Source organism: Janthinobacterium sp. JF4, from assembly GCF_059617925.1.
In genome coordinates this window covers 388,434-411,178 of the sequence record NZ_JCAQAV010000002.1, presented here as the reverse complement: position 1 = coordinate 411,178, position 22,745 = coordinate 388,434, and the positions used below count along the sequence as shown (strand labels likewise).

The 22,745-nt window shown below is 61.8% G+C and carries 17 protein-coding genes and 1 tRNA gene; 17 read left to right on the top strand and 1 reads right to left on the bottom strand.

Annotation, left to right across the window (positions count from 1 at the left end):
- The first annotated feature begins 231 nt into the window (after positions 1–231).
- Positions 232–2,145, top strand: a complete 1,914-nt coding sequence (locus AC54AF_RS03675; RefSeq protein ID WP_496635433.1) for a methyl-accepting chemotaxis protein — start codon at positions 232–234, stop codon at positions 2,143–2,145.
- 115 nt (positions 2,146–2,260) lie between these two features.
- Here the strand turns inward: AC54AF_RS03675 and AC54AF_RS03670 are convergent, their stop codons facing one another.
- Complete coding sequence (locus tag AC54AF_RS03670) at positions 2,261–2,818, bottom strand: c-type cytochrome (protein ID WP_496635432.1); 558 nt, start codon at positions 2,816–2,818, stop codon at positions 2,261–2,263.
- Positions 2,819–3,017: 199 nt separating this feature from the next.
- Between AC54AF_RS03670 and AC54AF_RS03665 the strand changes: the two genes are divergently transcribed.
- The 16 genes from AC54AF_RS03665 to yjfF all read left to right on the top strand — a co-directional run bounded on the left by AC54AF_RS03665 (position 3,018) and on the right by yjfF (position 22,742).
- Positions 3,018–3,093, top strand: a tRNA-Arg gene (locus AC54AF_RS03665).
- Positions 3,066–3,365, top strand: coding sequence for a hypothetical protein (locus tag AC54AF_RS03660; protein WP_496635431.1), 300 nt, complete (start codon positions 3,066–3,068; stop codon positions 3,363–3,365). Before AC54AF_RS03665 ends, AC54AF_RS03660 begins: the two co-directional genes overlap by 28 nt.
- A gap of 62 nt (positions 3,366–3,427) precedes the next feature.
- Positions 3,428–6,085, top strand: coding sequence for a TonB-dependent receptor (locus AC54AF_RS03655; RefSeq protein WP_496635430.1), 2,658 nt, complete (start codon positions 3,428–3,430; stop codon positions 6,083–6,085).
- 189 nt (positions 6,086–6,274) lie between these two features.
- Complete coding sequence (locus tag AC54AF_RS03650) at positions 6,275–7,627, top strand: MFS transporter (protein WP_496635429.1); 1,353 nt, start codon at positions 6,275–6,277, stop codon at positions 7,625–7,627.
- A gap of 179 nt (positions 7,628–7,806) precedes the next feature.
- Positions 7,807–8,754 carry a glycoside hydrolase family 43 protein gene (locus AC54AF_RS03645; protein ID WP_496635428.1) on the top strand — a complete coding sequence of 316 codons (948 nt, stop codon included), beginning with the start codon at positions 7,807–7,809 and terminating at the stop codon, positions 8,752–8,754.
- An 18-nt stretch (positions 8,755–8,772) separates the two neighbouring features.
- Positions 8,773–9,843: an aldose epimerase family protein gene (locus tag AC54AF_RS03640; RefSeq protein ID WP_496635427.1), complete on the top strand. Its 1,071-nt coding sequence runs from the start codon at positions 8,773–8,775 to the stop codon at positions 9,841–9,843.
- A 196-nt stretch (positions 9,844–10,039) separates the two neighbouring features.
- Positions 10,040–11,782: an IlvD/Edd family dehydratase gene (locus AC54AF_RS03635; RefSeq protein WP_496635426.1), complete on the top strand. Its 1,743-nt coding sequence runs from the start codon at positions 10,040–10,042 to the stop codon at positions 11,780–11,782.
- A 12-nt stretch (positions 11,783–11,794) separates the two neighbouring features.
- Entirely contained in the window at positions 11,795–12,787 is a 993-nt protein-coding gene (araD1, locus tag AC54AF_RS03630) for an AraD1 family protein (protein ID WP_496635425.1), read from the top strand.
- The gene (locus AC54AF_RS03625) at positions 12,784–14,361 is read left to right on the top strand and encodes an aldehyde dehydrogenase (NADP(+)) (protein ID WP_496635424.1); all 1,578 of its coding nucleotides are present in this window, start codon (positions 12,784–12,786) and stop codon (positions 14,359–14,361) included. The genes araD1 and AC54AF_RS03625 overlap by 4 nt, the downstream gene beginning before the upstream one ends.
- 34 nt (positions 14,362–14,395) lie before the next feature.
- Complete coding sequence (locus AC54AF_RS03620) at positions 14,396–15,163, top strand: SDR family NAD(P)-dependent oxidoreductase (protein ID WP_496635423.1); 768 nt, start codon at positions 14,396–14,398, stop codon at positions 15,161–15,163.
- A gap of 212 nt (positions 15,164–15,375) precedes the next feature.
- Positions 15,376–16,920, top strand: a complete 1,545-nt coding sequence (locus AC54AF_RS03615; protein ID WP_496635422.1) for an alpha-N-arabinofuranosidase — start codon at positions 15,376–15,378, stop codon at positions 16,918–16,920.
- Positions 16,921–16,985: 65 nt separating this feature from the next.
- Positions 16,986–18,011: an arabinan endo-1,5-alpha-L-arabinosidase gene (locus AC54AF_RS03610; protein WP_496635421.1), complete on the top strand. Its 1,026-nt coding sequence runs from the start codon at positions 16,986–16,988 to the stop codon at positions 18,009–18,011.
- A 158-nt stretch (positions 18,012–18,169) separates the two neighbouring features.
- Complete coding sequence (locus AC54AF_RS03605) at positions 18,170–19,144, top strand: ABC transporter substrate-binding protein (RefSeq protein WP_496635420.1); 975 nt, start codon at positions 18,170–18,172, stop codon at positions 19,142–19,144.
- 9 nt (positions 19,145–19,153) lie between these two features.
- Positions 19,154–20,695, top strand: coding sequence for a sugar ABC transporter ATP-binding protein (locus tag AC54AF_RS03600; RefSeq protein ID WP_496635419.1), 1,542 nt, complete (start codon positions 19,154–19,156; stop codon positions 20,693–20,695).
- Entirely contained in the window at positions 20,692–21,771 is a 1,080-nt protein-coding gene (locus tag AC54AF_RS03595; RefSeq protein ID WP_496635418.1) for an ABC transporter permease, read from the top strand. The genes AC54AF_RS03600 and AC54AF_RS03595 overlap by 4 nt, the downstream gene beginning before the upstream one ends.
- Positions 21,768–22,742 carry a galactofuranose ABC transporter, permease protein YjfF gene (gene yjfF / locus AC54AF_RS03590; protein WP_496635417.1) on the top strand — a complete coding sequence of 325 codons (975 nt, stop codon included), beginning with the start codon at positions 21,768–21,770 and terminating at the stop codon, positions 22,740–22,742. The genes AC54AF_RS03595 and yjfF overlap by 4 nt, the downstream gene beginning before the upstream one ends.
- Positions 22,743–22,745: the final 3 nt, after the last annotated feature.

Here is a 22,745-nt window from a genome sequence, read left to right as displayed (position 1 = left end):
TGGTGAGTATGCAGAGTCAGACAGCACTGCCAAGGGAAGATTCCGGCATTTCCCCCATTTACCGAGGACAGAGCCTTTTTTTACTGCGTGCAAGCCGGGTACAGCGAAGTGTTGCGTGCCCCAGCGGCGATTTCCCTTGCTCGTTGACAACGAAGATTGAAGCGCCTATATCTGGATGGAAACAATAATATCTCTCGGTCGCGCCCTGCATGCTATTCAAAAGGAACTATTGTGAGAGACATCTTTCGTACCAGCCAAGCCCGTTTTATCACCGTGTTCAGCCTTGTTTTTGTCGTGTTGCTGGTCATGACCCTGGCCGTCATCCATTTTTTCGTCACGCCGGATTTGAAACGTACCGAGGGCATGGTGGTCGGCTTTGATGTGAGCAAAATTTCCACCAGGATTACCGAGCAGCTGCGACAGGTGGAGGCGCAGCAGCGCAGCATCACCCAGACGGTGGCGCTGATGGACAGCGCGGCGATCGACGTCCTGCTGCCGGGGCTGGTTGACCAGTATTCCGACCCGAATGTGTTTGGCGGCGGCATCTGGCCGCTGCCGAAAAAGCGCGATCCCGAGCGCGACAAGTTCAGCACATTTTTTGCCCGCGACGCTTCCAACAAGCTGGTCGTCAACACCCACTGGAACTCGCCGGAGTCGCTGAAGTACTTCGAGCAGAGCTGGTATCTGGGCGGCCTCAAGTCGGCCAAGGGGCATTGCGACTGGGCCAAGGCCTACAAGGACGACGCCAGTGCCCAGCCGCGCACCAACTGCGCCATGCCGATCTACAAGGATAACGAGCTGTACGGCGTTTCCACCATCGACGTGACGCTGGGTTTCTTCAACCGCCTGGTGGCCGACATGGAGGCGGCGATCCACGGCCAGATCCTGATCGTCGAGCGCGACGGCAAGATCATCAGCAACAGTACGTATATCAAGGACGAAATCGTGCTCAAGAAGGTCGAGGATCTGGCGTCCAGTTCGCCGATGGTGGCGGAAATCGGCCGCCTGCTGCCCAAGCTCGATGCGCAGGGCGTGGCCGAATCGGAATATCGCAGCGACGGCACGCCTCACACCTTGTTTCTGAAGGCGATACCGGGCAGTCCGTGGGTGCTGGCGACCGGTTTGCCGACCAGCCAGCTGACCGAGCAAAGCGACCGCATCTTGAGCAAGCTGGGCATGGTGCAGATCCCCATCGCCTTGCTGCTGCTGGCCATGTTCATCGGCAGCATCCGCCTGTTCATGGGGCGCCTGGGTGTACTCAAGAGCAATATCGACGCGCTGTCGGCCGGTGACGCCGACCTGACGCGGCGTTTGCCAGGTGGTGGCGGCAGCGAGTTCAATGATGTGGCCGGCAGCTTCAACGCCTTCATCGAACGGCTGCAGCAGATGATGCGCGAAATCGGCCGCAGCACCGGCTCCATCGCGCTGGCCTCGCGTGAAATCGCCAGCGGCAACCAGGATCTGTCGGCCCGCACCGAAAGCCAGGCCAGCGCGCTCGAGCAGACCGCCGCGTCGATGGAGGAGCTGACCGGCACCGTCAGGCAGAACGTCAGCAGCGGCCAGGAGGCCAACCGGCTGGCGATGGACGCTTCGCAGGTGGCGGCGCGGGGTGGCGTGGTGGTGACGCAGGTGGTCGAGACGATGGGCGCGATCGAACGTTCATCGAAGAAAATCGCCGACATTATCAGCGTCATCGACGGGATCGCGTTCCAGACCAATATCCTGGCGCTGAACGCGGCCGTCGAGGCGGCCCGGGCCGGCGAACAGGGCCGCGGCTTTGCCGTGGTGGCGTCCGAGGTGCGCAACCTGGCGCACCGCTCGGCCACGGCGGCCAAGGAAATCGGCGCGCTGATCGTTGAATCGGTGCACAACGTTGACGCCGGCACCAAGCTGGTCGACCAGGCTGGCGCCACCATGCACGACATCGTCGCCGGCACCGACAAGGTCGCCAACATCATCGGCGAGATCCTGCTGGCCAGTCAGGAGCAGGAAACGGGCATCGGCCAGGTGAACCAGGCCATCGCCCAGCTCGACGACAACACCCAGCAGAATGCCGCGCTGGTGGAGCAGGCGGCGGCGGCAGCCCATTCGATGCAGGAGCAGACCGGCAAGCTTGAGCAGATCATCGGCGGATTCAAGCTGTAACGCGCGGCGCGAACGCGCATGAAAAAGCCGCCCAGTTCTGATGAACTGGGCGGCTTTTTTACATCCGAAGCAACCCTGGGGCCGCTTCAACGCGCCGCTTGACGCGGCATCGTGATTATTTCGTGGCTTCTTGCGCTGGTGCGCCAGCGCCGTCAGCGGCCGGCGCCGGCACTTCCGGTTCCTTGAACTTGCCGCCCGACGCATTGGCGAGGTAGACGACGGCGCGCGCCACTTCCACATCGTCGAGGTCGGGATTGCCGCCCTTGGCAGGCATCGCGCGCAAGCCTTCGATGGCGTGTTTCAGGACCGTATCGTAGCCCTGGGCCAGACGGGCCGACCAGCCGCCCGCGTCGCCAAATTTCGGTGCACCGGCCACGCCGGCGCCATGGCAAGCCACGCAGGTGGCCGTGTAGACGGCTTCGCCGCTTTGCAGCACCTTCGGACCGCTGGCATCCTTGAAGGTAAAGCCGGCGTTGGCGACGGGGCTCAGGCGCTCGGCAATGGCTTCCGGCGACTGGCTGTCCGTACCGGCGCCCGTCAGTTTTTGCGCCGTGACGAACTGCACCAGCAAGATGATGCCGATGACGGTGACGAGGAAGAAGCCAGCTACGGCGGCAAGCAATTGTTTAGGCGTTTTGATCGCTGATTGTTGTTCGTTATGTGCGTCGCTCATGATGTCCTTAGTCCAGATTTGAAACTGATGGCCGTGTAAGGTAGCATTTTTACATGCTTGTATGTAAACCTTTATGAAACCCACAATTATAGGCACAAAAATTGAGCAGCGACATGCAATTGCCAGTGATACGACAGTTTCCGTAGACGTAGGTAAAGAAAAACGGTATCCTTCGCATCACTTCAGAAATTCCCCCTACGCGGCTGTAGCTCAGTGGATAGAGTATTGGCCTCCGAAGCCAAGGGTCGTGGGTTCGATCCCCGCCAGCCGCACCAGACAAATCAAGACTCGCGTTTTATCCAGCCAGCATTGCCATGCTGGCTGCATGCTATATCCCCCCTATTATTTCAGCAAGCCTGACAAGGTCTGTATCGCAGTTTGCCAGCTTGCCGGGGATGCCATGTGCGCCGTCCTCTCGGAATTGCCCCTGACGCCCCTACCGTTGTCGCTTTGCAAGCTCCAAAGTTCCTCAGCCGCCGATATCAAAATTGATATCGAAACAGTGGAAAAATTGATTGGAGAGATTATCGCCCAGCCTCTAAGATAAACGCCGAGCATGCGAACGACATGCAAGCCGCACAACAATATCAATACAATATCTGGAGATTCATGATGCGCCACGCCACCGGCCCGCTCGCGGCCACTTTCCCTCGTCCATTCACCTTGAAGGCAGCCGTTGCGGCATTGGCCGGTATCGGCCTGCTGAGCACGGCTTCGGTATGGGCGCAGGACGCGGTGGTGGCCGATGCCAGTGCCGAGCCTGCCGCGGAAGTGTCGGTCGTGACCGTCAGCGGCGTGCGCCGCTCGGCGCAAAATTCCCAGCAGATCAAGATGCGCTCGGACCAGGTCATCGATTCCATCGTGGCCGACGACATCGGCAAATTTCCTGATAACAACGTGGCCGAAACCCTGGCGCGCATTTCCGGCATCCAGATCCGCCGCGATTCGGGCGAAGCGAGCGCCGTCATGATCCGCGGCTTGCGCGATGTCACGACCCTGCTCAACGGCCGCGAACTGTTCACCACCACGGGCCGCTACGTCAACCTGGCCGACATTCCCGCCACCATGCTGCAGCGCGTCGACGTGTACAAGTCTCAGGGCGCGGACCAGGTCGAGGGCGGCGTGGCCGGCATCATCGACGTGCGCACCAACCGCCCGTTCGACTTCAAGGAATTTACGGCCAGCGTGAATACGCGCGCCGTCTACAGCGACAAATCGAAAGCCACCGACCCGAACATCAGCGGCATGGTGGCGAACCGCTGGAAGACGGACATCGGCGAAGTGGGCGCGCTGCTGGGCTTGTCTCAGCAGCAGCACCGTTACCATGAGGAGCGCGCGTTCAATACGGCGCCCGTGGACAAAAGTTTCCTGTCGCCGGGGTTGACGGGGCCGGACCAGGTGGGCTTGCTGCCGATCAAGGGCGACCGCCGCCGCAGCACCGCCAATGCCGTTCTGCAATGGCGTCCGAACGCGGACGTCGAACTGTACGCGGAAGGCATGGCCACGCGCTTCCTGCTCGATGCCGAGTCCGATTACTTCGTCGGCTTGCCATGGTGGGGTACGCCCGTGTCGGCCACAAAAATTCCCGGTACCGACCAGCTGCAAACGCTCACCTCGACCAACGTCAACACCATCATGTCGACGCAGGCGAACAAGAACCAGACGAAGACGCATCAATTTGCCGTGGGCGGCTTGTGGGATATCAACCCGGAATGGCGTTTCACGTCGGAAGTGGCCAGCACCAAAAGCACGTTCAAATGGCGCAACCCGATTCTCGACGCCATCACCGTCGTGCCGAACGCCACCATCAATACCAATCAGAATGGCACCCTGCACGTCGACTACTCGGGTATCGACTTGCAAGACCCGTCGAACTACTATCTGAAGGGCTTCTTCGACCGCTACGGGCAGGATCAGGGCAGCTCGAACGACGTGCGCGCCGACCTGGCGTACACGCCCAGTGCCGGCGGCATCTTCAAGGAAATCAGCGTCGGCGTGCGCGGCGTCAAACGCGAAGCCGAATCGATCAAGAGTTTCGAGGGCAATGCGGAAGCACCGGACGTGTCCGGCGCCGCGTTTCCGTTCGGCCGCCAGAGCGTGACGTCGATTCCGGGCTTGAATTGCCTGTCGGAACCGATGTCCAGCGGCGGCCCCGACTATGGCTTGAAGCAGTGGTACACGCCGTGCGCCAGCTTCCTGCTCAATAACACGGGCACCATCCGCCAAGCCGTCACGGGCAGCAACGCGGCGCGCGCCATGGACCCGGGCTCGTTCTTCAAGGACACGGAAAAGACGTATTCCATCTACACCAAGGCGAAGATCGCTTTTAAACTGGGTGCCTACCCTGTCGATGGCACCGTCGGCGTGCGCGTCGTGCGCACGGAGCAAAGCCTGCAAGGCAACAGTTCGCAGGATGGCGTCTACACGCCCGTCATCAGCGACACGGCCAGCACCGATGTGCTGCCGAGCGTGGCCATGAAAATCAAGCTGCGCGCCGATCTGGTCGGCCGCTTCGCGGCGGGCCGCACCATCAGCCGCCCGGGCTTTGTCCAGCTGAACCCGGGCGTGGCCCTGGTCAACTCGACGGAAACGGTGAAAGCGACGGGCGCGGGCGGCAATCCGAACTTGAAACCGGTGAAGGGCGACAATGTCGACGCGGCACTGGAATGGTATTTCGCGCCGGCCGGTTCCGTGACGGCCACCGTGTTTCACCACAAGTTCGACGGCTATATCCAGCAGCGCATTGCCAGCGAAACCATCGGCGGCAAGAGCTATGACGTGGACCGCCCGTACAACACGGCCGCCGGCAAGCTGCAAGGCCTGGAAATCGGTTACCAGCAGTTCTATGACGGCTTGCCCGGTATCTTGAGCGGCCTGGGCCTGCAGGCGAACGGCACCTATATGAGCGGCACCACCGACGACGAGACGGGCAGCCATGCCATCACGGGCGTGTCGCGCTATGCCTACAACCTGGTCGTGCTGTATGAAAAAGACGCCTGGTCGGGCCGCCTGGCCTACAACTGGCGCTCGAAATTCATCGACAGCTACAACCAGGGCGGCCCCGGCTTCGACTTGAAAGTGGCGCCGACGGCCCAGCTCGACGGTTCGCTGTCGTACAAGATCAACGAGCAGTTCACCGTGACCCTGGACGGCAATAACTTGCTCGACACCAAGTTCAAGGATTACTGGAACGCGCCGGGCGTGTATGCGCGCGATACGCGCCGCTATGACCGGACAGTTGGCCTCTCTTTACGCTGGAAAATGTAAAACGTCCATGGCTGCGTTGCATTGCCTCGCCGTACTCCTCGTACTGTCTTCGGCAACGCGCCTTGCCCTGAACGTTTTACATGAGTGAAAAAAGCAGTATCCAAGGGCGTTGCCATGGTTTCGGCCGGCAACGCCCCTGTCAGTTGGGCAGTCACGCACGATTCATCATCAAAAGAATGGACGGAAAGCATGGAGACGCAAAAATTATCCACCGTTGAAAAGGTCGGCTTCGGCGCCGGTGACATGGCGCTCAATGTCGTCATTTCGTCGATGATGTTGATCATCACCTTTTTCTATACCGATATCTATGGCTTGAAAACCAGCGACCTGGCCCTGCTGTTCGTGGCCGTGAAAGTCATCGGCGCCATCGCCGACCTCGTCATGGGCCAGATCACCGACCGCTACAGCTTTGCCTCGGGCCGCTACCGCCCGTATCTGCTGTGGCTGGCAGTGCCGTATGGCGTCAGCGTTTTCTTCGTTTTCACGACGCCGGAATGGGGCTATGACGCCAAGCTGGTGTGGGCGTATTCGACGTATATCCTGATGACCATCATGACGGCCGGCGTGGGCATCCCGTACATTTCCCTGATCAGCGGCCTGACCAGCGACCCGCAGGACCGCCTGTCGGCCAACGGCTACCGCCTGTTCTTTGCCAAGATCGGCGCCTTCATGGTGACCATCGTCGTGCCGATCTTGTCGCAGCGCTGGGGCGGCGGCAACCCGGCCGTCGGCTATCAGGCAGCCATGGCCGTGATGGCCGTCATGGGCGTGGCCCTGTTTCTGTTCTGCTATTTCTCCACCACCGAGCGCGTCGTGCACGTGGTGGAAAAGCAATCGTTGCTGGAACAATTGAAGGTGCTGCTGCAGAACGACCAGTGGCTGGTGCTGTGCGGCGTGTGCGTCACGGGCACCATCGGTTACGTGGTGCGCGGCTCCGTCGCCATTTATTACGCGAAATACTATCTGGGCGGCAGCACGGAAACCGTGGCCGCCTTTTTGACCACGGGCGTGGTGGCCGCCATCCTGGCCATGATCGCCTCGACCTGGATCACCAAGTTCTATTGCAAGGTAAAGCTGTTCCGCTACACGCAGATCGGCGTCGCGCTGATCAGCCTGGCCATCTATTTCCTTGTGAAGCCGAGCGACACCGTGCTGGCCTTCGCCCTGTATTTCCTGCTGTCCTTCGTGGTGGACTTGCACGCGCCCGTGTTCTGGTCGGCCATCGCGGAAACCATCGATTATGGTCAAGTCAAGACGGGCAAGCGCGTCTCCGGCTTCGCCTTTGGCGGCATTTCCGTCTGCCAGAAGGCGGGCATGGCGGTGGCGGGCGGCCTGGTGGGCGTGCTGCTCGCGTATTTCGACTACCAGCCCAACCATGAGCAAACGCAATTCGCCCTGAACGGCATCGCCCTGATGCTGTCGATCATCCCTGGCTTCTTTCACTTGCTGATGGGCTTGCTGATGTTCAAGTACCGCATCACCGATGGATACTACAGCGGCGTCAAAGTGGAAATGCACAAGCGCGGCTACGTGGCTGCATGAGGACACCTGAGCTAACCTACTGCGCGTCGGTATAGGCGGCCTGCGATGCTCACCGGCTCGGCGCCCCCGTACTAAAGTACGGTTGCGCTTCTTAGCCACCTCTTCCTTCCGCTCGCTACGGTTTTCTCAGGTGTTGTAAGGCAAACTAATTTAATCTAATGAAATGATTTGGAGTGCTTATGGCTGAAGTCTTGAAACCGCTGATCGAACAACGCGCCGACCCGCACATCACCCGCCACAGCGACGGCTATTATTACTTTACGGCGTCCGTGCCGCAGTACGACCGCATCGAACTGCGCCGCGCCGACAGTATCGCCGGCCTGGCCGACGCGGCCACCGTCGACGTGTGGCACAAGCCGGAGACGGGCCCGTACAGCGAGCTGGTGTGGGCGCCGGAACTGCACTTCAACCAGGGCGCCTGGTATGTGTATTTCGCCGCCGCACCGAGCCGCGAGATCAAGGATAAACTGTTCCAGCACCGCATGTATGCGATCCGCAATACCAATGCGAATCCACTGGAAGGCGAATGGGAATTCTTGGGGCAGATTGACACGGGCATCGACACCTTCTGCCTCGACGCCACCACCTTTACGCACGACGGCGTGCTGTACTATCTGTGGGCGCAGAAGGATGTCGCCATCGAGGGCAATTCCAACCTGTACATCGCGCCGATGGCCACGCCATGGCAACTGGCCGGCCCGCCCGTGATGCTGAGCAAGCCGGAATTCGACTGGGAAATCCGCGGCTTCTGGGTCAACGAGGGGCCGTCCGTGCTGAAACGCAATGGCAAGATTTTCATCAGCTATTCGGCCAGCGCCACCGATGAAAACTACGCCATGGGCCTGCTGTGGGCCGACGACACGTCCGACCTGCTCGATCCAGCGGCGTGGACGAAGTCGCCCGCGCCCGTGTTTGCCACCTGCTACGAGCATGGTATCTATGGCCCCGGCCACAACAGCTTCACGACGGCCGACGATGGCGACGGCGTATTGCTGGTGTACCATGCCCGCACCTACACGGAAATCGTCGGCGACCCCCTGTGGAACCCGGACCGCCACACGTTTGTCAAGCCGCTGCGCTGGGATGCGCAAGGCATGCCCGTGTTTGGCCGTTCATCGACCCAGTAACGCTCCGGAGCCGACGCCATGACCCCAGTTGATACTGTTTCAGTGACGCCAGCGCCGTTCGGCATCCTGCCCGACGGCCAGCCCGTGACGGTCTTTACCCTGACGAACCGCCAGGGCATGCAAGTGAAGGTGCTCGACTTTGGCGCCATCATCAGCGCAATCCAGGTACCGGCCCGCGACGGCACTGTTGCCGACGTGGTGCTCGGTTTCGAGCGTCTCGAACCCTATCTGGCCAACAGCGCTTTCCTGGGCGCCGTCATCGGGCGCTTCGGCAACCGCATCGCCGAGGGACGTTTCACTCTCGACGGCAAGGATTACCAGCTGGCCGTCAACAATGCGCCGAATCACTTGCACGGTGGCAACCAGGGCTTTCACCAGGTGATGTGGCGGGCGGAACCGTTTACCAGGGACGATGCCGTGGGCGTCACGTTCACGCGCAGCAGCCCGGATGGCGAAGACGGCTATCCGGGCAAGCTGGACGTGACCGTCGTGTACGAACTGGACAACGACAACGCGCTGAGCCTGCGCTACCACGCCGTGACGGACCAGGCCACGCCGATCAACCTGACCAACCACAGCTATTTCAACCTGGCGGGGCAGGGCACTATCCTCGGCCATGAGGTGACGATCAACGCGGACCGCTACCTGCCCGTCGATGCCGGGTCCATCCCCACGGGCGAGCTGGCGGACGTGTCCGGCACGCCGTTCGACTTGCGCCAACCCACCGTCATCGGCGACAGCATCGCCTTGCCGCATGAGCAGCTCCGCATCGGCCGCGGCTACGACCATAACTTCGTGCTGAATCAACAGGCGGAGCAAGGGCTGAGCCTGGCCGCCACCGTGCGCGAGCCGCAGTCGGGGCGGGTGATGCAGGTGTACACGCAGGAGCCGGGCATCCAGTTCTACTCAGGTAACTTCCTCGACGGCAGCCAGCACGGCAAGCAGGGTCCCATCCTTTACCGTGGCGCGCTATGCCTGGAAACCCAGCATTTCCCGGATTCGCCGAACCAGTCCCACTTCCCGAACACCATCTTGCGTCCGGGCCAGGTGTATCGGACGCACACCGTGTACCGTTTTTCCGCCGGGTAAGCGCGCCGGTCAAAACAGCCCACGCCCTGCCGCCACGCGCCCGCAGGGCGTTTTCATTGGGGCATGCTGATACCGTTTTCGATATCGGAACGCATTAAAAATTGATTGGAAAGGCATGGCAGGATTCTTTAGTATTCCAACATCGCTGCCCGGGCCGACGACCTTAGATCCGGCATGGCACAACCAGGAGAATGGCATGTCTGAGACAAAAAAGAAGGTGGCCCTGCGCTCGGCCGAGTGGTTCGGCTCGCAGGACAAGAACGGCTTCATGTACCGCAGCTGGATGAAAAACCAGGGCATCCCTGACCACGAATTTCACGGCAAGCCCATCATCGGCATCTGCAATACCTGGTCCGAACTGACCCCCTGCAACGCGCATTTCCGCCAGCTGGCCGAGCACGTCAAGCGCGGCATCCTGGAAGCGGGCGGTTTCCCCGTGGAATTCCCCGTCTTCTCGAATGGCGAATCGAATCTGCGCCCCACCGCCATGCTGACGCGCAACCTGGCCTCGATGGACGTGGAAGAATCGATCCGCGGCAACCCGATGGACGCCGTCGTGCTGCTGGTCGGCTGCGACAAGACGACACCGGCGCTGCTGATGGGCGCGGCCAGCGTCGATATTCCCACCATCGTCGTCAGCGGCGGCCCCATGCTGAACGGCAAGCTCAACGGCAAGGACATCGGTTCCGGCACGGCCGTGTGGCAGTTGCACGAGCAGATGAAGGCGGGATCGATCACCTTGCACCAGTTCATGTCGGCCGAATCGGGCATGTCGCGCTCGGCCGGCACCTGCAACACCATGGGCACGGCCTCGACCATGGCCAGCATGGCCGAAGCGCTGGGCACGTCGCTGCCGCACAACGCCGCCATCCCCGCCGTCGATTCGCGCCGCTACGTGCTGGCGCACATGTCGGGCATCCGCATCGTCGAAATGGTGCACGAAGACCTGCGCCTGTCGAAAGTGCTCACGCGCGAAGCGTTCGAGAACGCCATCAAGGTCAACGCCGCCATCGGCGGTTCCACCAATGCCGTGATCCATTTGAAAGCCATCGCTGGCCGCATCGGCGTGCCGCTGGAACTGGAAGACTGGACCAAGGTCGGCCGTGGCACGCCGACCATCGTCGACTTGCTGCCGTCCGGCCGTTTCCTGATGGAAGAATTCTACTATGCGGGCGGCTTGCCGGCCGTGATACGCCGCCTGGGCGAGGGCGATTTGCTGCCCCACAAGAATGCGCTGACCGTCAACGGCAAGTCGATCTGGGACAACTGTGTCGAAGCGCCGATCTACAACGATGAAGTGGTGCGCACCCTGGACAACCCGCTGCTGGCCGATGGCGGCATTTGCGTGCTGCGCGGCAACCTGGCGCCCCGTGGCGCCGTCCTGAAACCATCGGCTGCCTCGCCGCATCTGATGCAGCACCGTGGCAAGGCCGTTGTCTTCGAAGATTTCGAGCACTATAAATCGCGCATCCTCGATCCCGACCTGGACGTGGACGCGAACTCCGTGCTGGTCATGAAAAACTGCGGCCCGAAAGGCTATCCCGGCATGGCCGAAGTGGGCAACATGGGCTTGCCGCCGAAGCTGCTGGCGCAAGGCATTACCGACATGGTGCGCATCTCGGACGCGCGCATGAGCGGCACGGCCTACGGCACCGTCGTGCTGCACGTGGCGCCGGAAGCCATGGCGGGCGGCCCGCTGGGCATCGTCAAGGATGGCGACATGATCGCCCTCGATTGCCACGTCGGCAGCCTGAACATCGACATCAGCGACGCGGAAATCGCCGAGCGCCTGGCGAAGCGCGAACTGGGCAGCGCGCCCGGACCGAAGAGCGGCTACCAGCAGCTGTACATCGAACACGTGTTGCAGGCTGATGAAGGCTGCGATTTCGACTTCCTGGTCGGCAATCGCGGTTCCGCCGTGCCGCGCCATTCACATTAAGCGGAGAAAATCATGCTGTTGCTGCAATTTACGAATGAACATGGCGGGCGCCTCGTCGGCCTGCTGCAAGACGACCAGATCCGCGTCATCGAAGGCTACAACACGACGTATGCGCTGGCGCAAGACGCCATCCGCAAGAAGGTCAACCTGGCCGAGCTGGTCAATGCCACTGTCGGCAACACCACGCACTTGTATGCGGACGTGGCCGCCAGCGGCCGCCTGCTGGCGCCGCTCGACCATGCCGATGAAGCGCATTGCTACGTGACGGGCACGGGTCTGACCCACCTGGGCAGCGCCGGCGCGCGCGACGCCATGCACAAGAAGATCGGCGGCGATGCGGAATCCTTGAGCGACTCGATGAAAATGTTCCGCCTCGGCGTGGAAGGCGGCAAGCCGGCTGACGGCACGGCAGGCGCCCAGCCCGAGTGGTTCTATAAAGGCGACGGCTCCATCGTGCGCGCCAGCGGCCAGCCGCTGCGCATGCCGGACTTTGCCCTCGATGGCGGCGAAGAGCCGGAAATCGCAGGCCTGTACGTGATCGGCGACGACGGCCAGCCGTATCGGGTTGGTTACGCCATCGGCAATGAATTCTCGGACCACGTGACGGAGCGCCAGAACTATCTGTACCTGGCCCACTCGAAGCTGCGTGCCTGCAGCGTGGGCCCGGCCCTGCTGGTGGGCGAATTGCCCGCGCACATCGCTGGCGTCTCGCGCGTGCTGGACGCAGCCGGCAATGTGCGCTGGGAAAAGGCGTTTGTCAGCGGCGAAGACAATATGTCACACACGATTGCCAACCTGGAACACCATCACTTCAAGTATCCGCTGTTCAAGCGCCCTGGCGACGTGCACGTGCATTTCTTCGGCACGGCCACCTTGAGCTTTGCCGATGGCGTGAGCGTGGCGCCGGGCGAAACCTTTGAAATCGAAGCGCCGGCCTTTGGCCCTGCCTTGCGCAACCGCCTCGACGTCTTCCCAACCGCATTTGCGAAAGTGAGCACATTATGAATTTCCATATCACCGGTGACGCATTGATCGGCGGCGTCGCCGTCAAGGGCAATGGCGGCTCCTTCGAAGCCTGGGACCCGGCCGCGCGCGCGCACATCGCGCCCGCCTTCCACATGGTGGACGCCGCGCAAATCGACGCAGCCTGCCGTTTGGCGCAAGCCGCGTTCGACCCCTTCCGCGCCACCACCGATGCGCAGCGCGCCGATTTTTTAGACACCATCGCCGCGCAAATCGGCGAACTGGGCGACGAGCTGATCGTGCGCGCCATGACGGAAAGCGGCTTGCCGCGCGCGCGCCTGGAGGGCGAACGTGGCCGCACGGTCGGTCAATTGAAACTGTTCGCCGGCTTGCTGCGCGAGGGTTCCTGGACCGATGCGCGCATCGACAGCCCGCTGCCGGACCGCGTGCCGCCGCGTCCTGACTTGCGTTTGCGCATGATCGGCCTGGGTCCCGTCGCCGTGTTTGCAGCCAGTAACTTCCCGCTGGCCTTCTCGGTGGCCGGCGGCGATACGGCCTCGGCCCTGGCGGCCGGCTGTCCCGTCGTCCTGAAAGCCCACTCGGCCCACCCGGGCACGTCGGAACTGGTGGCGCGCGCGATTGTGCAAGCGATTGCCCTCTGCCAGCTGCCAGCTGGCGTATTCGCCTTGCTGACAGGCACAGGCAATGGCATCGGCCAAACCCTGGTGGCGCACCCGGCCATCCAGGCCGTGGGCTTCACGGGTTCGCGTTCGGGCGGCATCGCCCTGATGAAGGTGGCGGCGGAGCGCCCGCAGCCGATCCCCGTGTATGCGGAAATGAGCAGCATCAACCCCGTGTTTGTGCTGCCGCAAGCCTTGGCCGCCCGTGGCGCGGCCATTGCCAGCGGTTTTGCTGCTTCGCTGACGATGGGCGTGGGCCAGTTCTGCACCAATCCCGGCCTCGTGCTGGGCCTGGAGGGGCCTGACTTCACGGCCTTCGCCGCCGCCGCCGCCGAAGCACTGGCGCCGGCGCCGGCCGCCACCATGCTGACGGCAGGCATCGCCAGCAGCTATGCGAAAGGCGTGGCCGCCCTGGCGCAGCACGCGGATGTGACGCCGCTGGTGCGCAACACGGGCGAGGAAGGCAAGGGCGCCGCCGCCCTGTTCGTCACGTCGGGCGAGGCCTTCCTGGCCAGGCACGACTTGCGCGACGAAGTCTTCGGCCCGGCTTCCTTGCTGGTGGCTTGCCGCGACATCGAACAGTTGCTGGCGATTACGGAAAGCCTGGAAGGCCAGCTTACGGCCACCCTGCAGATGGATGCCGGCGACATGATTGATGCGCGCCGTTTGCTGCCCGCGCTGGAACGCCGCGTGGGCCGCATCCTGGCCAACGGTTTCCCGACCGGTGTGGAAGTGTCGACGGCCATGGTGCACGGCGGCCCGTTCCCGGCCACGTCGGACGGCCGCAGCACCTCGGTGGGTACGGCGGCCATCAACCGTTTCCTGCGTCCCGTGTCGTATCAGAACCTGCCGCAGGACTTGCTGCCGGAAGCGTTGCGCGACGATAATCCGCTCGGTATCTGGCGCCGTCACGATGGCGTGCTCGGTAAACTTTAATCATAAAAAATAAAAATACACAGGTGGAGACAAGATGAAGCAATTGGCGAAATATGGCAGCTTGCAGGGCAAGCGCGTGTTCATCACGGGTGGCGGCAGCGGCATCGGCGAATCTTTGGTGGCGGAGTTTGCCGCCCAGGGCGCGCTGGTGGCGTTTGTCGATATCGCCGTGGAAGCGAGCGAGGCCTTGTGCCGCCGCCTGGCTGAAGCGGGCTGGACTGCACCCTTGTTCCGCCATTGCGACATCACGGATATTGCCTCCTTGCAAGCCGTCATGGCCGAACTGGCCGATCAACTGGGCGACTTCGATATCCTCGTCAACAATGCGGCCAACGACCAGCGCCACCAGGCGCAGGACGTCACCCTGGAATACTGGAACGAGCGTATTGCGATCAATCAACGTCCCATGTTCTTCACGTGCCAGGCCGTCTTCGAGGGCATGAAGCGCAAGGGCGGCGGGTCCATCATCAACGTCAGCTCGATCTCGTGGCACATGAAGTCGGGCGGCTACCCCGTGTATGCCACCACCAAGGCGGCCGTCGTGGGTCTCACGCGGGGCCTGGCGCGCGATTATGGCGCCCACAATATCCGCGTCAACACGGTCACCCCGGGCTGGGTCATGACGCAGCGCCAGATCGAGCTGTGGGTCGACGACGCGGCCGAAGTGGAAATCAGGAAAAGCCAATGCTTGCCAAGCAAGCTGATGCCGCAGGACATCGCCGCCATGGTGTTGTTCCTGGCATCGGACGATGGCGCGATGTGCTCCAGTCAGGAATTCATCGTCGACGCCGGCTGGGTCTGACAAAACGTCCAGGGCGTTGTTGCAGGGGCTCGCCGTACTAGCGTACTGTCTTCGCCCCTGCGCCTAGCCCTGGGCGTTTTGTCGGCTGCTGGCCTTTCCGCCTTACCCCCATTCGTGTATGCCTCCAACCCGCGGCAGGAGAGGCATCGCCATTCCAGATTGTGCCGGGGTTGATCCCGGCCCTTGCTTTTCACTCAAAAACAGGAGACAGCATGAAACGTATCCATACCAGCATCGTGGCCTTGAGCCTCGTCGCCGGCAGTGCCTTTGCCGCACCCGTCAATGTCACCATCGACGTGGCCAAGCCCGGCTACGTGATCAACAAGAACATCTACGGCCAGTTCGCCGAGCATCTGGGCACGGGCATCTACGAAGGCATGTGGGTGGGGCCGGATTCGCCGATTCCGAACACCAAGGGCTGGCGCAATGACGTGCTGGGCGCGTTGAAACAGTTGCACGTGCCCCTGGTGCGCTGGCCGGGTGGCTGCTTTGCCGATGAATACCATTGGAAGGACGGCATCGGCGCGCGCGAGAGGCGCCCGACCAAGGTCAACACCAACTGGGGCGGCGTGGAAGAGTCGAATGCCGTCGGCACGCATGAATTCTTCGACCTGGCCGAGCTCCTGGGCGCGCAAACCTATATCAACGGCAACCTCGGGTCCGGCACGCCGCAGGAAATGTCCGAATGGCTCGAATACATGACGTCGGACAGCAAGTCGACCCTGGCCGAGCTGCGCCGCAAGAATGGCCGCGCGCAGCCGTATAAGGTCGATTACTTTGGCATCGGCAATGAAGCCTGGGGTTGCGGCGGCAACATGCGCCCGCAATACTACGCCGACCTGTACAAGCACTATCACACCTTCATGAAGACGCCGGAAAGCGCGCGCCCGAAATTCATCGCCAGCGGCGGCAATGACGACGACATCAGCTGGTCCAGCACCCTGAGCCGCGAAATCAAGCCGAACATGATGGACGCCATCAGTTTCCACTACTACACGGTGCCGACCGGCGTGTGGGAAAAGAAGGGCGCCGCCACGGGCTTTGGTGAAAATGAATGGATTTCCACCCTCAGCCGCACCCTGCGCATCGATAGCTTGATCAAGAACAATATCGCCGCCATCGACAAGAACGATCCCTCGAAAAAGACGGGCTTGTACGTCGATGAATGGGGCACGTGGTACGACGTCGAGCCGGGCACCAACACGGGTTTTTTGTTCCAGCAAAACAGCTTGCGCGACGCCCTGGTGGCCGCCTTGAACTTCAATATTTTCCATGCCCATGCGGACCGCGTGCGCATGACGAATATCGCGCAAATGGTCAACGTGCTGCAGGCGATGATCGTCACGGACAAGGATAAATATTTTCTCACGCCCACATATCACGCGTTTGAAATGTACGTGCCGTTCCAGGATGCCACAACCTTGCCGGTTGCCATCGTTGGCAATGGCAAGTACAGCCTGGGCAAGGTCAGCATTCCTGAAGTGAGCGCCTCGGCCGCGCGCGCCAAGGATGGCAAGGTTTACTTGTCTTTGGTGAATACGAACCCGCACAAGGCCGTCGACGTGCGCGTGGCGCTGGCGGGCAAGCAAGTGGCCAGCGTGACGGGCCGCGTACTGACTGCAGGCAAGATGGATGCCGTTAACAGCTTTGCGCAACCGCAAGCCGTGCAGCCGGTGGCGTTCAATGCCAAGGCGCAAGGCGGCAAGCTGACCGTGTCTATCCCGGCCAAGGCCGTGGTGGTGGTGGCGGTCGAATAAACCTGCCGATGTTGATGTATCCAGCCGGCCCGCATGACGGGCCGGCTGGCCATGTGGAGAACACGATGCAATTTTCGACAATGATGGCTTTGGCGGCCATGCTTGCCTTCAACCCCGTCCAGGCGGCCCAGGTCAGCGTGCACGACCCCGTGATGGCGAAGGAAGGCGACACGTATTATCTGTACAGCACGGGCCCCGGCATCACCTTTTACAGCTCAAAAAATATGCGCGACTGGCAGCCGGAAGGGCGCGTCTTCGCGGGCCAGCCCACGTGGGCGAAAAAGGCCGCGCCGTCGTTCGACGACCATATCTGGGCGCCCGACGTGCAATTCCACGACGGCAAATACTACCTGTATTACTCGGTCTCCGGCTTCGGCAAGAACACTTCGGGCATCGGCGTGACCGTCAACGCCACCTTGAACCCCCGCTCGCCCGACTACCGCTGGGTCGACCAGGGCATGCTGCTGCAATCCGTGCCCGAGCGCGACGAGTGGAACGCCATCGATTCGCACATCATCACCGATGCCAAGGGCACGCCATGGATGTCGTTCGGCTCGTTCTGGAACGGCATCAAGCTGGTGAAACTCAACAAGGACCGGACCCGCATTGCGGAACCGCAGGAGTGGCATTCCCTGGCTCGACGCGTCCCCCTGCCGCCGCGCGCCGGTGAATTCAAGCCCGCACCGGAGGAAATCGAGGCGCCGTTCATCTTCCAGCGCGGTAACGATTTTTTTCTCTTTGTTTCCTGGGGCTTGTGCTGCCAGAAGGAAAAAAGCACGTATCACCTGGCCGTGGGGCGTTCGAAAAGTGTGACAGGCCCGTACCTGGACAAGAACGGGCGCGACATGGCGCAGGGCGGCGGCACGGTGGTGTTGAAAGGCGACAAGGACTGGCAAGGCCTGGGCCACAACAGCGCGTACACGTTTGACGGCAAGGATTATCTGGTGCTGCACGCGTATGAAACGGCGGACAATTACTTGCAAAAACTCAAGATCCTGCCCATGACGTGGGACAAGGATGGCTGGCCGCAGGTGGATCCGCTCGACTTGAACCGTTATCACAGCCGCGAATTGCCGGCCGCCACACCCTGAGAGGGCGGGAGATGTGCGCCAGGTGATACGCAAATCGGTATCGCAAGCGAAAAAGAATTGATTGGATGGCTATGTTGCTTTCTCCTACCATGGGTTCATAAAAAACCGCCCATCCGGCATCCGGCTGTGATGGTATTCCAAAAAAACTGGAGACAAGAATGACATTGACACGCCGCACACTCCTCGCCAGCGCCATGCTGTTGGCCTTTTCCGCCACCACCTTCGCTACTTCGTCCGCCTTCGCCGCCAAGCCGCTCGTCATGGGCTTTTCGCAGGTAGGCGCCGAGAGCGAATGGCGCACCGCCAATACCGTCTCCATCAAGGAGGCCGCCAAGAAAGATGGCGTCACCCTGAAATTTGCCGATGCCCAGCAGAAGCAGGAAAACCAGGTCAAGGCCCTGCGCTCGTTCATCGCGCAAAAGGTTGACGTGATCGCCTTCTCGCCCGTCGTCGAATCGGGCTGGGACACGGTTCTGCGCGAAGCCAAGGCCGCCAAGATCCCCGTCATCTTGACGGACCGCGCCGTCAACGTGGCCGACAAATCGTTGTATGTCACCTTCATCGGCTCCGACTTCGTGGAAGAGGGCCGCCGCGCCGGGCAATGGTTACTCGAGCACGCCAAGAAAACCCCGGATGCCACGCTGAACATCGTCGAGCTGCAGGGCACGGTGGGTTCCGCGCCGGCCATCGACCGCAAGGAAGGCTTCCAGGAAGTCATCGGCAAGAATCCCAAGCTGAAGATCATCCGTTCACAAACGGGCGACTTTACGCGCGCCAAGGGCAAGGAAGTGATGGAAGCGTTCCTGAAGGCCGAAGGCAAGAAGATCAACGTGCTGTACGCGCACAATGACGACATGGCCATCGGCGCCATCCAGGCCATCGAAGAAGCGGGCATGAAACCGGGCAAGGACATCATCATCATCTCGATCGATGGCGTCAAAGGCGCGTTCGAGGCGATGATCGCCGGCAAGCTGAACGTCACCGTCGAGTGCAGCCCGCTGCTGGGCCCGCAACTGATGTCGATCGCCCGCGACGTGGTGGCCGGCAAACCCGTGCCAGCGCGCATCACGACGGTGGAAGGCGTGTTCCCTGCCGAGGTGGCAGCCAAGGAATTCCCGAACCGTAAGTACTAAGTTTGCCGCATGATGAAGACGCAAGCGCATCACATGGCCGCGCCGGCTCCCTTGCTGGAGTTGTGCGGCATCAGCAAGTCCTTTCCCGGCGTCAAAGCCCTCAGCGACGTTGCCCTGCGCCTGTATCCGGGTGAAGTGCATACCTTGATGGGGCAAAATGGCGCGGGGAAATCGACGCTGATCAAGGTGCTGACGGGCGTGTATACGCCCGACAGCGGCCAGATCCTGTTTGAGGGCAAGCCCATCGCCCCCGCCTCGACCTCGGATGCGCAGCTGCTCGGCATCAGCACCGTGTACCAGGAAGTCAATCTGTGTCCGAACCTGTCGGTGGCGGAAAACATCTTTATCGGCCGCTATCCGCGCCGCTTGGGCATCATCGACTGGCGTTCCATGCAGCAACAGGCGCGTGCCTTGCTGCAGCAATTGCAGATCGATATCGATGTCACGGCGCAACTGTCCAGCTTTCCGCTGGCCATCCAGCAAATGGTGGCCATTTCGCGCGCGCTGAACATTTCGGCCCGCGTGCTGATTCTCGACGAACCCACGTCCAGCCTGGACGAGGCGGAAGTCAATCTGCTGTTTTCCGTGCTGCGCCGCCTGCGCGAGCAGGGCATGGCGATTCTTTTTGTGACCCACTTTCTCGACCAGACCTACGCCATCTCCGACCGCATCACCGTCATGCGCAATGGCGAGCGCGAGGGAGAATACGCATGCAGCGAACTGTCGCGCCTGGCGCTGGTGAACAAGATGATCGGCGTGGCGGCTGACACGCAGGAACAGGCGCTTGATCTGGCGCAAGAGGCGGGCCCCGCCAGCTTTGGTCCCACGGTGCTGGAAGCGCAGGGCCTCGGTCGCAAGGGCGCCTTGCTGCCCATGGATTTCCACATCCGCCAGGGTGAATTGCTGGGCCTGGCAGGTTTGCTCGGTTCCGGCCGCACGGAGCTGGCGCGCCTGCTGTTCGGCGCCGACAAGGCCGATTCCGGTTCCATCAGCATGCAGGGCAAGCCGCGCCAGTTCCACGTGCCGCGCGACGCGATTGCGCGCGATATCGGCTTTTGCTCGGAAGACCGCAAGCATGAGGGCGCGATTTTGTCGCTGTCCGTGCGCGAAAACATCATTCTGGCCTTGCAGGCCCGCACCGGTTTGCTGCGCGCCATCCCCTTCAAACGCCAGCAGGCGCTGGCCGACGAGTACGTCAAGGCGCTCGGCATCAAGACGGCCAGCATCGAAACGCCGATCGGCAGCCTGTCGGGCGGCAACCAGCAGAAAGCCTTGCTGGCGCGCTGGCTGGTGACGTCGCCGGCCATGCTGATTCTCGATGAACCGACGCGCGGCATCGACGTGCGCGCCAAGCAGGAAATTATGAGTTATGTCAGCAAACTCTGCCGCAAGGGCATGGCCATCCTGTTCATCTCGTCCGAATTGCCGGAAGTGCTGCGCTGCAGCGACCGTATTGTCGTCATGCGCGACCGCAAGGCGTGTGGCGACTATGCGCGCGGCGAGCTCGACGATAGTTCCGTGCTGCAAGTGATCGCCGGAGACGCCACATGAGTTTATCCACGCCATCGAGCGCGCCGCTGGCGCGTCCGGCTTCCACTACGGGGACGTCCTTGCATACCGTGTTACACCATCCCCTGAGCCGGCCACTGGCCGCGCTGTTGCTGCTGTTGCTGGTCGACTTCTTTGCCATCCCCGGATTTTTCCATCTGGAAATTCGCGATGGCCATTTGTATGGCAGCGTGATCGACATCGTCAACCGCGCGGCGCCCTTGATGCTGGCGGCACTGGGCATGACCCTGGTCATCGCCACGCGCGGCATCGATATTTCCGTGGGCGCCGTCGTGGCCCTGTCCGGCACGGTGGCCGCCATGCTGATCGGCGGCACGATGGTGATGGACAACGGCGTGCCGACCTACGTGAGCAACATTCCCATGGGCTGGGCCCTGGCCGCCGCCCTGGGCGCGGCCCTGCTGTGCGGTGCCTGGAATGGCGTGCTGGTGGCGGGCCTCGGTTTGCAGCCCATCGTCGCGACATTGATATTGATGGTGGCGGGGCGCGGCCTGGCGCAATTGCTGACGGATGGGCAGATCGTCACCGTCTACTATCAGCCGTACTTCTTCATCGGCAGCGGCTACCTGTTCGGCTTGCCGTTCTCGCTGTTCCTCGTCGCTGCCGTGTTCCTCATCACGGCCGTGCTGATGCGGAAAACCGCGTTGGGCCTGTTCATCCAGGCCGTCGGCATCAACCCCGTCGCCGCGCGCCTGGCGGGCATCAGGACGGCGACCCTGATCTTTTTCGTCTACGTCTTTTGCGCGGCCTGCGCGGGCCTGTCCGGGCTGATGATCAGCTCGAACATCAAGAGCGCCGACGCGAACAATGCGGGCCTGATGCTGGAACTGGACGCCATCCTGGCCGTGACATTGGGCGGGACGTCCCTGGCCGGCGGCAAGTTCAGCCTCGTGGGCAGCATGATCGGCGCGCTCATCATCCAGACCCTGACCTACACCATCTATTCGCTGGGCGTGCCGCCCGAGGTGAACATGGTCGTCAAGTCGGTCGTCGTCTTCCTCGTCTGCCTGTCGCAATCGTCGGAGTTCAAGCAATTGCTGCATCGGAGAAAAGCATGAAGGGCTTGCTGCACACCCCGTATTTCACCTCGCTCGTCACGGTCTTGCTGCTGGTAGTGATGCTGGGCCTGGGCGGTGCCGCCTATCCGGGCCTGCTGTCGACGCAGGTCATTTTTAACTTATTGATCGATAACGCCTTTTTGCTGGTCATCGCCGTTGGCATGACCTTCGTCATCGTTTCCGGCGGCATCGACCTGTCCGTCGGCTCCGTGCTGGCCCTGTCAACCATGATCGCCGCCTGGCTGCTGAACGTGGCGCATTGGCCGCCGCTGCTGGTGATCGCCACCGTGCTGGCGCTGGGCGCCGTGTTTGGCGCCAGCATGGGCGCGCTGATCCATTATTTCAAATTGCAGCCGTTCATCGTCACCCTGGCCGGCATGTTTCTGGCGCGAGGGCTGTGCTATTTGATCAGCATCAATTCCATCACCATCGATGATCCGCTGTTCGTGGCCATGTCGCAGACGCAGCTGCAATTTCTCGGTGGCTTCGTCTCGCCCGGCGTGGTCATTGCCGTGCTGACCCTGCTGCTGGCCATCTGGCTGGCGCACGCCACGCCGTTCGGCCGCGCCGTGTATGCGATAGGCGGCAATGAACAGTCGGCCCTGATGATGGGTTTGCCCGTGGGCCGCACCAAGGTGCTGATCTATGCCTTCAGCGGATTTTGCGCTTCGCTCGGTGGCGTGCTGTTTGCGTTCTACATGCTGTCCGGCTATGGCTTGCATGCGCAAGGCACGGAACTGGACGCGATCGCCGCCGTCGTCATCGGCGGCACCCTGCTCAGCGGCGGCTACGGCTACGTGGCGGGCGCCTTGTCCGGCGTGCTGGTGCTTGGCACCATCCAGACCCTGATCGCCTTCGATGGCACGCTGAGCTCGTGGTGGACCAAGATCGTCATCGGCGGCCTGCTGTTTGTCTTTTGCGTCGTGCAAAGACTGATGGCCATGGGCCAGAAAAATACCAACGGGAGTTAATCT